At 72.7% G+C, this 13,949-nt stretch carries 13 protein-coding genes; 5 read left to right on the top strand and 8 right to left on the bottom strand.

Translation table 11 applies throughout. The features are described from left to right. Positions 1-11: 11 nt before the first annotated feature. Both AC156L_RS17995 and AC156L_RS18000 read right to left on the bottom strand, forming a co-directional pair. Positions 12-674: a response regulator transcription factor gene (locus AC156L_RS17995; protein ID WP_330879840.1), complete on the bottom strand. Its 663-nt coding sequence runs from the start codon at positions 672-674 to the stop codon at positions 12-14. Continuing rightward, entirely contained in the window at positions 671-1,906 is a 1,236-nt protein-coding gene (locus tag AC156L_RS18000; RefSeq protein ID WP_330879838.1) for an ATP-binding protein, read from the bottom strand. The genes AC156L_RS17995 and AC156L_RS18000 overlap by 4 nt, the downstream gene beginning before the upstream one ends. A 110-nt stretch (positions 1,907-2,016) precedes the next feature. Here AC156L_RS18000 and AC156L_RS18005 point away from each other — a divergent pair, with 110 nt between their 5' ends. Together AC156L_RS18005 and AC156L_RS18010 are read left to right on the top strand one after the other, a co-directional pair. Continuing rightward, positions 2,017-3,246, top strand: a complete 1,230-nt coding sequence (locus tag AC156L_RS18005; protein WP_330879836.1) for a PspC domain-containing protein — start codon at positions 2,017-2,019, stop codon at positions 3,244-3,246. Then, the gene (locus AC156L_RS18010) at positions 3,239-3,445 is read left to right on the top strand and encodes a hypothetical protein (protein WP_330879834.1); all 207 of its coding nucleotides are present in this window, start codon (positions 3,239-3,241) and stop codon (positions 3,443-3,445) included. Before AC156L_RS18005 ends, AC156L_RS18010 begins: the two co-directional genes overlap by 8 nt. Before the next feature lie 69 nt (positions 3,446-3,514). Here the strand turns inward: AC156L_RS18010 and guaA are convergent, their stop codons facing one another. Continuing rightward, complete coding sequence (gene guaA, locus AC156L_RS18015) at positions 3,515-5,074, bottom strand: glutamine-hydrolyzing GMP synthase (protein ID WP_484407040.1); 1,560 nt, start codon at positions 5,072-5,074, stop codon at positions 3,515-3,517. An 18-nt stretch (positions 5,075-5,092) separates the two neighbouring features. Between guaA and AC156L_RS18020 the strand changes: the two genes are divergently transcribed. After that, positions 5,093-5,809, top strand: coding sequence for an aminoglycoside phosphotransferase family protein (locus tag AC156L_RS18020; RefSeq protein ID WP_330879517.1), 717 nt, complete (start codon positions 5,093-5,095; stop codon positions 5,807-5,809). 3 nt (positions 5,810-5,812) lie between these two features. After that, positions 5,813-7,258: an aldehyde dehydrogenase family protein gene (locus AC156L_RS18025; protein WP_330879518.1), complete on the top strand. Its 1,446-nt coding sequence runs from the start codon at positions 5,813-5,815 to the stop codon at positions 7,256-7,258. Between the two features lie 7 nt (positions 7,259-7,265). Here AC156L_RS18025 and AC156L_RS18030 read toward each other — a convergent pair whose 3' ends face one another. From AC156L_RS18030 to AC156L_RS18045, 4 genes are all read right to left on the bottom strand, one after another. Then, positions 7,266-8,540, bottom strand: coding sequence for an FAD-dependent monooxygenase (locus AC156L_RS18030; protein ID WP_484407042.1), 1,275 nt, complete (start codon positions 8,538-8,540; stop codon positions 7,266-7,268). Positions 8,541-8,545: 5 nt separating this feature from the next. Next, positions 8,546-9,505 carry an MBL fold metallo-hydrolase gene (locus AC156L_RS18035; protein WP_330879520.1) on the bottom strand — a complete coding sequence of 320 codons (960 nt, stop codon included), beginning with the start codon at positions 9,503-9,505 and terminating at the stop codon, positions 8,546-8,548. Between the two features lie 9 nt (positions 9,506-9,514). Further along, complete coding sequence (locus tag AC156L_RS18040) at positions 9,515-11,155, bottom strand: FAD-dependent oxidoreductase (protein WP_484407106.1); 1,641 nt, start codon at positions 11,153-11,155, stop codon at positions 9,515-9,517. Between the two features lie 127 nt (positions 11,156-11,282). Beyond that, on the bottom strand, positions 11,283-11,495 hold the full coding sequence (locus AC156L_RS18045) for a hypothetical protein (RefSeq protein ID WP_330879522.1): 213 nt from the start codon (positions 11,493-11,495) through the stop codon (positions 11,283-11,285). A 323-nt stretch (positions 11,496-11,818) separates the two neighbouring features. Between AC156L_RS18045 and AC156L_RS18050 the strand changes: the two genes are divergently transcribed. Then, positions 11,819-12,436 carry a hypothetical protein gene (locus tag AC156L_RS18050; protein WP_330879523.1) on the top strand — a complete coding sequence of 206 codons (618 nt, stop codon included), beginning with the start codon at positions 11,819-11,821 and terminating at the stop codon, positions 12,434-12,436. A gap of 375 nt (positions 12,437-12,811) precedes the next feature. Here AC156L_RS18050 and AC156L_RS18055 read toward each other — a convergent pair whose 3' ends face one another. Beyond that, a complete protein-coding gene (locus AC156L_RS18055; protein ID WP_330879524.1) occupies positions 12,812-13,945 on the bottom strand; it encodes a GuaB3 family IMP dehydrogenase-related protein in 1,134 nt (377 codons plus the stop codon). Positions 13,946-13,949: the final 4 nt, after the last annotated feature.

The raw sequence follows: 13,949 nt of genomic DNA on the forward strand, positions 1-13,949 counted from the left end.
GCTGGCCCAACTCAGACCAGCCTGCGGTCGGACGCCCAGCGGGACAGCTCGTAGCGGTTGGACAGCTGCGTCTTGCGCAGCACGCTCGACACGTGCGTCTCGACCGTCTTCACCGAGATGAACAGCTCGGAGGCGATCTCCTTGTACGCGTAGCCGCGCGCCAGCAGCCGCAGCACGTCCCGCTCGCGCGGGGTGAGCAGGTCCAGCTCGGGGTCCCGGATGGGGGCCGCGCCGGGCCGGTCGGCGAACGCGTCCAGCACGAAGCCCGCGAGCCGCGGCGAGAACACCGCGTCGCCGTCGGACACCCGCACGACCGCGCGCACCAGCTCCTGGCTGGAGATCGTCTTGGTCACGTAGCCGCGGGCGCCCGCGCGGATGACCGCGATGACGTCCTCGGCGGCGTCGGAGACCGAGAGCGCGAGGAACACCACGTCCGGCAGGGCCGTCCGCACCTGGGCCAGCACCGCGGCTCCCCCGCCGTCGGGCATGTGGACGTCGAGCAGCACCACGTCCGGCTCGTGGTGGCCGATCCCGGCGACCGCCTCGCCGACGGAGCCCGCCTCGCCGACGACCTCGATCTCGTCGCTGATCGAATCGAGCTCGGCCCGAACCCCCGCGCGGAACAGCGCGTGGTCGTCGACCAGGAACACCCTGACCCTCTTGCCGTCGGTCATGACCTGGCCTCCTGCTTCCTCGGCATCTCCAAGTGCACCTCGGTGCCCTCTCCAGGGCTCGTGCGCAACTTGGCCTCCCCACCGTGCCGCACCATTCTCCCCCGGATCGAGTCGGCGAGGCCATGCCGGTCCTCCGGGACGGACTCGGGGTCGAACCCCTTGCCCCGGTCCCTCACGAAGACGTGGACGCTGTCCTCCTCCACCTCCCCGTAGACGCTGATCTCGGCCACCCCCGCGTGCTTGGCGGCGTTGACCATCGCCTCGCGCGCGGCCTGCACCACCGCCAGCAGGTTGTGGTCCAGCGGGCAGTCCCCGACGACGACCTGCTGCACCGAGACGGCGAACGTGTCCTCGACCTCCCCCGAGGCCAGTGCGATGGCGGCGGACACCGTGGACGGCCGCGCGGTGTCCCCGACGTCGCGGCCGTACAGCCAGTCCCGGAGCTGGCGCTCCTGGCCGCGGGCGAGCCTGCGGACCTCGCGCGGCGCCTCCGCCTGCTTCTGGATCAGCGCGAGCGTCTGGAGCACGGAGTCGTGCAGGTGGGCGGCGATCTCCGCCCGCTCCTCGGTGCGGATGCGCGCGCTGCGCTCCTCGCCGAGGTCGTTCACCAGCTTGATCCACAGCGGCACGGTGAGCAGCGCGACGCCCGCCAGCGTGGCGAGCACGGCGACCAGCGTGAACTGGATCTGGTCGAGCTGGTAGGTGGTGACCACCAGCACCCCGATGCCGAGCGCGACCAGCGCCACGCCCGCGGCGATCCGGATCAGCGTCGACCGGCCGCTCTTGCCGAACACCCCGCTGCGGGCCCCGTCCCGCCAGCGGCGGCGCTGCGCCTCGTCCGCCTCCCGCCACACGACGGCCGCACCCACCAGGGCCACCGCCAGCGGGCCGACGATCCACCCGCTGACCGCCCCCGTCAGCAGCGTGACCACCACGGCCGCGCCGAGCCCCAGCGCCAGCAGACCGATGGCCTGCTGGCGCTCCCCCGGCTTCAGCGGCGGCTCCCCCTCCGCGTCCGCGGTCCGCTGCGGCACGAAGACCCACAGCAGGCCGTAGGCGATGACCCCGACGCCGTTGAGCGCCGTCAGCGCCGCGAACACCGCGCGGACCCAGAACACCTCGACGCCGAGGTGGTCCGCGACACCGCCCGCGACCCCCGCGACCACGCGCCCGTTGCGGCGTCTGCGGACCGCGAGGTCCGCCCCTGCTGCCGTCTCCACCTGCGAACTCACCACCCGATCGTCACACGTGCCGGTACGTGAATCATCAGGGTTCCACCCGAGTCGGTGTTCAGGGTGCACCCCCGATGTGCTGAGCGGCGCGAAGCCGCAAACTCGGTGACGTGAGTGGGAACCTGACAGCTGCCAACGTCGAGGAGACGTTGAAGGACTTCTGGGTCAGCAGGCCCAGACGGCCGCACCGCGGGCGGAAGATCGCCGGTGTGGCCGAGGGCATCGCGGAGCGGTACCGGATCGACCCGGTGATCGTGCGGGTCGCTTTCGTCGCGATGGCGTTGTGCAACGGTGCCGGTGTGTTCATCTACCTGCTTGGCTGGCTCGCGCTGGCGCAGGAGGACGACGAGGTGTCCCCCGTCGAGGCGCTGATCGGGAAGGGCCGCAGCTCGACCCCGATCCCGCTGACGGTGCTGCTCTGCATCGCGGTCTTCCCGGCGACGGGCTTCTTCTTCGACGGCGGCTTCACGATGGTGGCGGGCGTGCTGCTGTCGGTCGGCGCCATCTACCTCCTCCACCAGAACCGGGGCGCGGTGAACCGGCCCGTCCCGACGACCACCACGACCTCCACCACGGATCAGGTGACGACCATGGGCACGGGCCAGGAGAAGACCGCGGACACCCCACCCGCGTGGGACCCGCTGGGTGCCGCGCCCTTCGCGTGGGACCTGCCCGAACCAGGGCAGGCGGTGGCGCAGTCGCCGGAGACCCCGCCCGCGCGGCGGTCCCGCCACCGGTCACCGATCACCGGCATCACGCTCGGCGTGTCGCTCCTGGTCGTGGCCGGAGCGGTCATCGCGGGCCCCTACGTCGAGTGGCTGTCCCCGCTGCGCACGCTGGGCCTGGTCATCGGCGTCATGGCGCTCGGGCTCGTGGCGGGCGCGTTCAGCCGCGGCGGGCGCGGCCTGATCGGCCTGGTCATCCCGCTGAGCCTCGTCGCGGTGGTCGGCACGATCGCGAACTTCGACGAGTTCGGCGGCGGCGACCGCATCGGCGACTTCACCGACAAGCCCGTGGCGATCGAGCAGGTGCAGGACAAGTACGAGACCAGGGCGGGCACCATCGAGCTCGACCTGACCGCGCTGCCCGGCTCGGGCACGGTCGAGACCGAGGTCTACGCGGGTGTCGGCACCGTCCAGGTGACCGTGCCGAAGAACGCCGACGTGGACGTGCGCTGCGAGACCGAGGTCGGGTCCGTGCAGTGCCTCGGCAAGCAGAGCGACGGGCGGGCGCCCGCGTTCGAGTTCACCTCCGAGGGCGAGGACAAGCTCGACGGAGGCCTCAAGATCGTGCTCAACGTGCACGCCGGACTGGGAGAGGTCGTGGTCAACCGTGGCTGACCAGGAGGTGGAGCCGCGCGGCGGCTTCGACGTGGTAGCGCTCGTGTTCGGGCTCGGAGCGGCCCTGGTGTCGGCGTTCGTGCTGACCGGCGGCACCAACTGGCCCGACTTCTTCGACCTGCGGTGGGTGATCGCCGGTGGCGCGATCGTCGTCGGGCTGGCCCTGCTGGCCGGATCGGTGCTCCGCCAGCGCCGCTAGCACCCCCGCCACTCACGCGGAAGGCCGTGACCCCGAGGGGTCACGGCCTTCGTGGCGTTCAGGGGAGGACTACTCCCACTCGATGGTGCCCGGCGGCTTGCTCGTCACGTCCAGCACGACGCGGTTCACGTCCGCCACCTCGTTGGTGATGCGGGTGGAGATGCGCTCCAGCACCTCGTACGGCAGGCGCGTCCAGTCGGCCGTCATGGCGTCCTCGCTGGACACCGGGCGCAGCACGATCGGGTGGCCGTAGGTGCGGCCGTCGCCCTGGACGCCGACGCTGCGCACGTCCGCGAGCAGCACGACCGGGCACTGCCAGATGGTCCGGTCCAGACCCGCGGAGGTCAGCTCCTCACGGGCGATGGCGTCGGCCTGGCGCAGGATCTCCAGGCGCGGCCCGGTGACCTCGCCGATGATCCGGATGCCCAGGCCGGGGCCGGGGAACGGCTGGCGCTGCACGATGACCTCGGGCAGGCCCAGCTCCGTGCCGACCCGGCGGACCTCGTCCTTGAACAGCGCGCGCAACGGCTCCACGAGCTTGAACTGGAGGACGTCCGGCAGGCCCCCGACGTTGTGGAGGCTCTTGATGTTCGCCGCGCCGGTGCCGCCGCCGGACTCCACGACGTCCGGGTAGAGCGTGCCCTGCACCAGGAAGTCGTACTCGCCGTCGGCCTGGAGGTCCCGCGCCGCCTGCTCGAACGCGCGGATGAACTCGCGGCCGATGACCTTGCGCTTCTGCTCGGGTTCCGTGACGCCCGCCAGCGCCTCCAGGAACCGCTCGCGCTCGTCGACGGTCACCAGCTTCACGCCGGTCGCCGCCACGAAGTCGCGCTCCACCTGGGTGCGCTCGCCCGCGCGCAGCAGACCGTGGTCGACGAACACGCAGGTCAGCCGGTCACCGATGGCGCGCTGCACCATCGCCGCCGCGACCGCCGAGTCCACGCCGCCGGACAGGCCGCAGATGGCCTTGCCGTCGCCGATCTGCTCGCGGATCCGCTCGACCTGCTCGTCCACGATCGACGAGGTCGTCCACTGCGGCTTCACGCCCGCGATCTCGTGCAGGAACCGGCGCAGCACCTCCTGGCCGTGCGGCGAGTGGCCGACCTCCGGGTGGTACTGGACGCCCGCGAACCGGCGGGTCGTGTCCTCGAACGCGGCGACGGGGGCGCCGTCGCTGGTGGCCGTGACGGTGAAGCCCTCGGGCGCCTTGGTCACGCAGTCGCCGTGGCTCATCCACACCGGGTGGTGGCCGGGCAGGTCGTCGTGCAGCCTGCCGCCGCCCTCGGTCACGCCCAGCTCGGTGCGGCCGTACTCGCGGGTGCCGGTGTGCTCGGCGGTGCCGCCCAGCGCCACGGCCATCGCCTGGAAGCCGTAGCAGATGCCGAACACGGGCACGCCAGCGTCGAACAGCGTCGGGTCGACCTGCGGAGCACCCTCCTCGTAGATGCTGGAGGGGCCGCCGGACAGGACGATCGCGAGCGGGTCGCGTTCGAGCAGTTCCGCCACGCTCGCGGTGTGCGGCACGACCTCGGAGTAGACCTGGGCCTCGCGCACTCGACGGGCGATCAACTGCGCGTACTGCGCCCCGAAGTCGACGACGAGTACCGGCCGGTTGCTGGTTTCGGACACCGCGCAAGGATGTCAGACGTGGACGAGGAACTCCTGACCGGCGGTGGTCTGAACGAGGTCGTCAGGGTGGGCGGCACGGTGCGGCGGCCCACCGGTCCGTGGACCCCGCGGGTGCACGAGCTGTTGCGGCGCTTGGCCCCGGTGGGGTTCGTGCCGGAGGTGCACGGCGTCGACCCGGCCGGGCGCGAGGTCCTGTCGTACCTGCCGGGTGAGGTTGGCCACCCGCCGCTGCCCGAGGCGCTGAGGGGCGACGCGACGCTGGTCGCCTACGCGCGGATGGTGCGGCGGCTGCACGACGCCTCGGTCGACCTGGTGGGCACGTCGGGCTGGCAGTTCCCGCCGCGCGAGCCCGCCGAGGTCGTCTGCCACGGCGACCTGGCGCCGTACAACGTCGTGTTCTCCTCCGGGGAACCCGTCGGCGTGATCGACTGGGACACCGCCCACCCCGCGCCGCGGTGGTGGGACGTCGCCTACGCGGTCTACTGCCTGGCGCCGTTCTCACCCGAGTGGGGCACACCCGCCTCCCGGTGGCGCCGGGCCGAGCTGTTCTGCGCGGAGTACGGCTGCCCCAGCGACGGGCTGGCCGAACAGGTCCTGGAACGGTTGGCGCACATGGTGCGGACCATCAGGGAGGACCCGGCGTTCCACGTGCAGCGGGTGGAGCGGCACGACGAGCACTACCTCTCGCACGCGGAGCACGTGCGCGCCGGTCTGGCCGCGCTGGCATACCGTTGACCCATGGACGCGATCACTCCTCAACCCCGGCCCTGCTGGATCGCCGGCCGCCCCGAACAGGGCGTGCGGGAGATCACCGTGCACCACCCGTACGACGGGACGGAGGTGGCGACGGTCGCCGTGCCCGGTCCCGAGCAGGTCGAGCGGGCCGTCGCCGCGGCCGCCGCCGTGGCGAAGGAGTTCCGGCGCACGCCCGCGCACGTCCGCGCCGCCGCGCTGGAGCACGTGTCGAAGGCGCTGGCCGAGCGGATCGAGGAGATCGCCGAGACGATCACCGCCGAGAACGGCAAGCCGCTGAAGTGGGCCGAGATCGAGGTCCGGCGCGCGGTCAGCGTGTTCAAGTTCGCCGCCGAGGAGGCGAGGCGCGGCGGTGGGGAGCTCCAGCGGCTGGACACCGACGCGAACGGCGCGGGCCGGATGGCCCTGGTCCGCCGGGTGCCCCGCGGGCCCGTCCTGGCGGTGGCGCCGTTCAACTTCCCGCTGAACCTGGTCGCGCACAAGGTCGCGCCCGCGCTGGCCGTCGGCGCCCCGGTGATCGTCAAGCCCGCCTCCGCCACCCCGCTGTCGGCGCTGCTGCTGGGCGAGCTGCTGGCCGAGACGGACCTGCCGGACGGCGTGTTCTCGGTGCTGCCCGTCGCGGGCGGCGACATGGAGTCGCTGGTGAAGGACCCCCGGCTGCCGGTCATCTCGTTCACCGGGTCCACCGGGGTCGGGTGGTCGCTGATGGACTCCGCGCCCCGCAAGCACGTGGTGATGGAGCTGGGCAGCAACAGCGCGGCGATCGTCTGCGCCGACTGGGACGACCTGGACCACGCGGCCGCGCGGATCGCGCTGTTCGGGAACTACCAGGGCGGGCAGTCCTGCATCGCCGTGCAGCGGGTGATCGTGGACCGGGCCGTGGCCGACGACTTCGTGCCCCGGCTGGTGGCGGCCGTGGCGGCGTTGAAGACCGGCGACCCGCACGACCCCGAGGTCGAGGTCGGGCCCCTGATCGACGAGGCCAACGCCGAGCGGGTGCAGGAGTGGATCGACGAGGCCGTCTCGCTCGGGGCGAAGCTGCACGTCGGCGGCGGGCGGAGCGGGACCTCCGTCGAACCCACCGTGGTCGAGGGCGTGCCCGCCGAGGCGTCGCTGTGGCACCAGGAGGTGTTCGGGCCGGTGCTGGCGGTGTCCGTGGTGGACGGGGTCGAGGAGGCCTTCGCCTCGGCCAACGCGACCGAGTACGGGTTGCAGGCAGGCGTCTTCACCCGTGACGTGAAGGTGGCCTTCGACGCCGCGGCCGAACTGGAGGTCGGTGGCGTCATCATCGGCGACGTGCCCTCCTACCGGGCGGACCAGATGCCCTACGGAGGGGTGAAGGGCTCCGGGACCGGGCGCGAGGGGGTGCGGTCGGCGATGGAGGACTTCACCGAGGAGCGGACCATGGTGCTGACGGGCATCCAGCTCTAGCCCGGCGTCAGGGCCAGCCGGTGGCGCGCCGGTGCGCCGCCGGGGTGCCGGTCCGGGCGGCCCGGTGGCCGTCCGGGCGGAGCAGCGTGCCGTCCGGCAGGGCGGAGAAGTCCGGCCCGCACCAGCGGCTGTTCGGCTGGAGCCCCCCGTCGCAGCCCGGTGTGGTCAGCGGCGACCCGGCGTAGGCGAACGGCGTGAAGAGCCTGCCCGAGTCGATGTTCCGGCGCGTGGCCAGCGCGGTCTCGCGGCGAGCGCGCTCCTCCGGCGTCCTCGGGACCAGGAAGCGCATCGTCTCGCCGGTCACGCGGAGGTTCTCGTCCGCCGCCGCACCGCGTTCCAGGTCGTAGGAGGCCAGCAGCCGGGGCCCCGCCTGGCCCGCGCGGTCGAAGGCGATCTTCCACGCCGCGTTGTCGGCGTCGCAGATCCCGGAGTTGAGGCCGCGCGCGCCGAACGGGCTCATGACGTGGGCCGCGTCGCCCGCCAGCAGGACCCGGCCCCGCAGCAGCGTGCCCGCCCTGCGCTGGTGGAAGCGGTACGTGGAGTGCCAGACGACCTCGAACGGCCGGTCGCCGACGACCGCCCGCACGTGGTCCTCGGTCAGCTCGACCCCCTCGGCCACCTGCCAGTCGACCCGCCAGACCCCGCCGGGCTGCGGGTGCAGCAGGACCTGGCGGCCGGGGTTCCACGGCGGGTCGAAGTGGAAGTGCCGCTCCGGCGGACCGTCGTGCAGGTCGACCGCGATGTCGGCGATGAGGAACCGGTCGTCGAACGAGCAGCCGTCGAAGCTGATGCCGAGCAGGTGCCGCACGGTGGAACGGGCGCCGTCCGCCGCCACGCAGTGGGTCCCGTCGACGGTCCCGGTCGCGGTGGACACGTGGACGCCGTGCTCGTCCTGCACCAGCCCCGTCACCGCCGACCCGCAGCGCAGGTCCACCAGCGGCGACTCGCGGACCCGCCGTTCCAGCAGCTCCTCGACCACGGTCTGCGGGGTGTTCACGAACGGCGGGAAGTCGTCGTCCACCGACTCGGGGAACTCGGTGGTGAGCACCTCCTCGCCGCGGTGGAACGTGCGACCGCGGTACCAGGTGACACCGGCCGCCACCACCGCCCGCCCGACGCCCACGCGTTCGAGGACGTCCAGGACGTCGCGCTGCACGCAGATCGACCGGCTGCCCACCGCGGCGCGCTCGTCGGCCGCCTCCAGGACCACGCTCGGCACGCCCGCCCTGGCCAGCAGCAGCGCCGCCGTGAGGCCCACCGGGCCCGCGCCGACCACGACCACCGGGGTCACTGGAGGGCCGCCCAGACCTCGCGATCACGTCGGGCCGTCCAGATCTTCGGCCAGTCGACGCCGTCGCACTCGTCCCAGTAGCGCTGCACGTCGAACGGGAGGCAGTGCTCGAAGATCGGCCAGCCGCCGAAGCGCGGCGCGAGCGCGGCGCGCGCCGCCTCGAACGCCTCCCGCGGGGTGCCGCCCCGGCCGTGGACCGTGCCCACGGTGCGCCGCAGCTCGTCCAGGAAGTGCCTGCTCTGCGCGATGGCCGCGTCCACCTCGGCCCTGCCGCGCGCCACCGCGCCCCGGCCGCCCACCAGCACCTCGGCGCCCAGCGCGGCCACGTTGTCCAGCGTGGACGTCGCCCACTCGTCGTGGAACGCGTCGCCGGTGTAGAGCGCCGCGCGCGACTCGACCAGGTCACCCGCGAACAGGATCCGCTGCTGCGGGAGCCACCCGACGACGTCACCCGCGGTGTGGCCGCGGCCGAGGTACCTCAGCTCCAGATCACCCCGGTCACCGCCCAGCGGGATGGTGAGGCGGTCGGAGAACGTCATGGTCGGCCAGGTCAGGCCGGGGATCGTGTCCGGTTCGAGGAACAGCCTGGGCATGCGGCCCAGCTCGCTGTCCCAGTCCTGCTCCCCGCGTTCGGCGATGAGCGCGCGGGTGCGCTCGTGGGCGACGACCACGTCCGCGTCGAACGCGCTCGCCCCCAGCGTGCGAACGGCGTGGTAGTGGCTGAGCACCAGGTAGCGCACGGGCTTGTCGGTGCGCTCCCGCAACCGGTCCAGCCACAGCCGGGCGGCGGCCGGGGTCGCCCTCGCCTCGAAGCAGACGAGGAAGTCCTCGGCCTCGACCGCCCCGACGTTCGGGTCGCCCTCGGCGGTGAGCGCGTGGACGCCGTCGGCGAGGGTGACGAACTCCTCCACCTTCGGCGCCAGGTCGGTGCTGGACGCGAACGGCTTCGAACCCATGGGGCCAGGCTAGCGAGTCCTGATCTCCACGACGGGCAACCTCAGCGCACCGGGTGCGGACGCGGGCACGACGGGGTTGTGCGGCGCGACCGGCGCCAGCCGCCGGTAGCCCGCACCCTGCTCGGGACGCTGGTCGACCTCGCCCTTGTTGGGCCACAGCGAGAACGCGCGCTCTGCCTGGGCCGTGATGGTCAGCGACGGGTTGACGCCCAGGTTCGCCGAGATGGCGGCACCGTCGACCACGGACAGGCCGGGGTAGTTGTGCACGCGGTGGTACGGGTCGATGACGCCGTGCTCGGCGTCCTCGCCGATCGGGCAGCCGCCGATGAAGTGCGCGGTCAGCGGGATGCCGACCAGCTCACCCCAGGTGCCGCCGGGGACGCCGCCGATGTGCTCGGCGGTCAGCACGTTCGCGCGGTGGCCCGCCGGGATGAACGTCGGGTTCGGCTCGCCGTGGCCCTGGCGGGAGCTGAGCCGGTGCCGCCCGAACAGGCCGCGCTTCGCGAACGTGGTGATCGAGTTGTCGAGGCTCTGCATGACCAGCAGGATCAGCGACCGCTCGCTCCACCGCTTCACCGACAGCAACCGCACCAGGCGGCGCGGGTGGCGGACGGCCTGGCCGAGGAACTGGAGGAAGCGCGGCGTGCTGGACCCGCCGTCCGTGGCGAGCGTCTGGAGCAGGCCCATCGCGTTGCTGCCCTTGCCGTAGCGGCACGGCTCGATGTGGGTGATCGCGTCCGGGTGGAACGACGACGTGATCGCCACGCCGCTGGTGAAGTCGCGGTCCGGGTCGACGGTCTGGCGGGCGGCTCCGACGATCGACTCCGAGTTCGTCCGGGTCAGCTCCCCCAGCTTCGGCGACAGGGCGGGCAGCGTCCCGTCGGCGCGCAGCCGGTGCAGGAGCTGCTGGGTGCCCCACGTGCCCGCGGCGAGCACGACCCGGCCCGCCGTGATCGTGCGCCCACCCCGGCGCAGGGTCGCCCCGGTGCGCCGGGTGTGGACCTCCCACGTGTCGCCGACCTGGTCGAGACCGGTCACGGTGGTCATCGGCAGGACCTTCGCGCCCGCACGCTCGGCCAGGTAGAGGTAGTTCTTGACCAGCGTGTTCTTCGCGCCGACCCGGCAGCCCGACATGCAGCCGCCGCACTCCGTGCAGCCCGTGCGCTCCGGTCCCACGCCCCCGAAGTACGGGTCGGCGGCCTTCTCGCCCGGTTCGCCGAAGTACACGCCGACCGGGGTCGGGCGGTAGGTGTCGGCCACGCCCATGTCGCTCGCGACCTGCCGCATCACCACGTCGGCGGGTGTCGTGGTCGGGTTCGTGACCACGCCCAGCATCCGGCTCGCCTGGTCGTAGAACGGCGAGAGCTCGGCCTCCCAGTCGGTGATGTGCGCCCACTGCCGGTCGGCGAAGAACGGCTTGAGCGGCCGGTACAGCGTGTTCGCGTACACCAGCGACCCGCCGCCGACCCCCGCGCCCGCGAGCACCATGACGTTGCGGAGCAGGTGGATGCGCTGGATCCCGAAGCAGCCGAGCTTCGGCGCCCACAGGTACTTGCGCAGGTCCCACGACGTTTCGGCGAACTCGTCGTCGGCGAACCGCCGCCCGGCCTCGACGACCGCGACCCGGTAGCCCTTCTCGGTCAGCCGCAGCGCCGCGACGCTGCCGCCGAACCCCTAGCCGACCACGACGACGTCGAAGTCCACGTTGTTACCGGCGAGTTCACGCATGTACCCGAGAGTAGGGGTTACTTCCGGTAACGCCTAGATCCGAACCGGTTCAGAGGCCGTAGCCCTCCAGCCACGCCATCAACGGCGGGGCCAGCCAGAAGAGCAGCAGCCAGGCCAGCAGCGCGACGCCCGCCACGGCCGCGACGACCAGCACGACCACCGAGCCCGCGAAGCCCGCACGGCTGTCCGCGGGCTCCTCGACGGCCGCGGCGGCGTCGGTGTCGTCGTCATCGGCCAGTCCAAGCTCGACCAGGTTGTCCACGTAGCCCTTCCTCGCTTTTGGTCCACGTCCCCGCCGCTTCACTCTACCGAGGGAGACGGGTCGGAAGATCATCTATCGGCTGCCGGGGGTGGGGGCCGGGTCTGGTAGCGGGCGCGGCGACGCGGTGGTCCCCCTGCCGTGAGGGCCCCCCGACGTGCACGGCACCGGCGGGGTCTGACAGTCCTGCCGGGGTGGAAAGGCGTTGGGGGCGAACGAGAATCGTGATTTCACTCCAACGAGTGAAGTGGGTAACGGTGTCGTCGGGCGCTCGATGTGGACACGGGAGAACCACTTCGCCAGCCGAGCCCGCAGGAGGACCGACGATGCACCGGCTCACGCCCGTCGCCGCCCGATCCACCGCGGTCGTCACCGTCGGGCTGGCGCTGACCACCGCGGGCTGCGGCGCGAGCAGGAGCGCGGGCGGCCCGGCGACGAACCCGACGCCGAGTCCGGTCGCGACGAGCGCGACACCGACGACCCGCGAACTCACGCCGCAGGGGTTCATCGCCAAGGACGTCGGCCAGGTGGCGGGCTTCGACTGCGCCAACGACCTGGACACGTGCGCGATCACGTTCAGCGTCGACAAGATCGAGGTCAACCCGCAGTGCCACCAGTACGGCGCACCCCACGCCGCGGGGCGGAAGACGCTGCTGCTGCACGTCTCGATGACGACCGGCGACCTCAGCGAGGAGGGGGCCCGGTCGGCACCGTCGATCTTCAACCCGTTCTCGCTCAACGGCATCGCCGACGACGGGTCCGTGCAGGAGGCGCGGCCGGGCACGTGCACAGACCGGGAGGAGCGGCTCTCGGACACGATCCTGCCCCACTCGCGGTACAGCGGGACCGTGGAGGTGCAGGTGGCCGAGGCCGCGACGGCGGTCGCCTCCACCTACCCGGTGGCGTCGAACGGGAGCCGCGGCTGGGTGTGGCGGATCGGCTGAGCAGGCCGGGGCACGGGTCCCCCGGTCGGGAGGTGGGTTTCGGGGAGGGCGGAGGCGCGGAGGCGGCAGGGCGTGAGTGCGAAGGCGCGGGGTGCGGCAGGGCGGAGGTCCGCGGGGCGCGGTGGTGCGGGGTGAGTGGTGCGGGATGGCTCCGGGGAGAGGAGCCGGTCCGCGGGGACGTGCGAGGCGTGGGGACGTCCCGGCGCAGCGGGCAGGTGGCGTGCGGACGTCCCGGCGCAGCGGGCAGGTGGCGTGCGAACGTCCCGGCGCAGCGAGCAGGTGGCGTGCGAACGTCCCGGCGCAGCGAGCAGGTGGCGTGCGGACGCAGCGATGGGCGCCCCCCAGTGGGAAGCGCCCATCGTGGTGGAGCGTGGATCAGCCGCGGATCGTGAGGCCGACCTTCTGGAACTCCTTCAGGTCCGAGTAGCCGGACTTGGCCATCGCCCTGCGCAGCGAACCGAACAGGTTGGTGACGCCGCGCGGGTCGACGGACGGGCCGAAGAGCAGCGTGCGGAGGTCCACCTCCTGGTCGACGCCGGGCGAGACGAAGCTGCGCGGCACGGACGGGTGGGCGCTCGCCGCCGTCCAGTACAGGCCCTGGCCGGGCGCTTCGGTGGCGGAGGCCAGCGGCTCGCCGAGCATCACGGCGTCCGCGCCGCAGGCGATGGACTTCGCGATGTCACCGCTGGTCTGGGCACCGCCGTCGGCGATGACGTGGACGTACCGGCCACCGGTCTCGTCCAGGTAGTCGCGGCGGGCGGCCGCGGCGTCGGCGATGGCCGTGGCCATCGGGACGCCGATGCCGAGGACGGAGTCCGTCGTCGTGACGCCCGGCGTGTAGCCGTAGCCGACGATGACGCCCGCCGCGCCCGTGCGCATCAGGTGCATGGCGGTGCGGTAGTCACCGACACCGCCCGCGATGACCGGGACCTCCAGGTCGGCGATGAACGACTTGAGGTTGAGCGGCTCGCCGTCGCGCAGCACGTGCTCGGCGGAGATGATCGTGCCCTGCACGACCAGGATCTCCACACCCGCGGCCAGCAGGTCGGGGGTCAGCTCGGCCGCGCGCTGGGGGCTGACGCGGACCGCGACGGTGACACCGGAGTCGCGGACCTCCTTGATGGCCGCCGCGACCAGGTCGATGCGGACGGGAGCCGAGTGCAGCTCCTGGAGCACCCGGACGGGCGCGCCGGGGTCGTCCGTGTCCTCGGTCGCCTCGACCAGGCGGAACAGGGCCTCCTCGACGTTGGCGTGCCGGGCCCACAGGCCTTCCGCGTTGAGCACCCCGAGACCGCCCAGCTCACCGACCGCCACGGCCGTGCCCGGCGACACGATGGCGTCGGTCGGGTGGGTGATGAGCGGGATGTCGAAGCGGTAGGCATCGATCTGCCACGCCGTCGAGACGTCCTTCGACGAACGAGTCCGCCGAGAGGGGATGATCTCGATGTCGTCCAGCTCGTAGGCCCGCCTCGCGGTCCGGCCCATGCCGATCTCGACCAGATCGCGCACTTTT

This window comes from Umezawaea sp. (genome assembly GCF_057122925.1).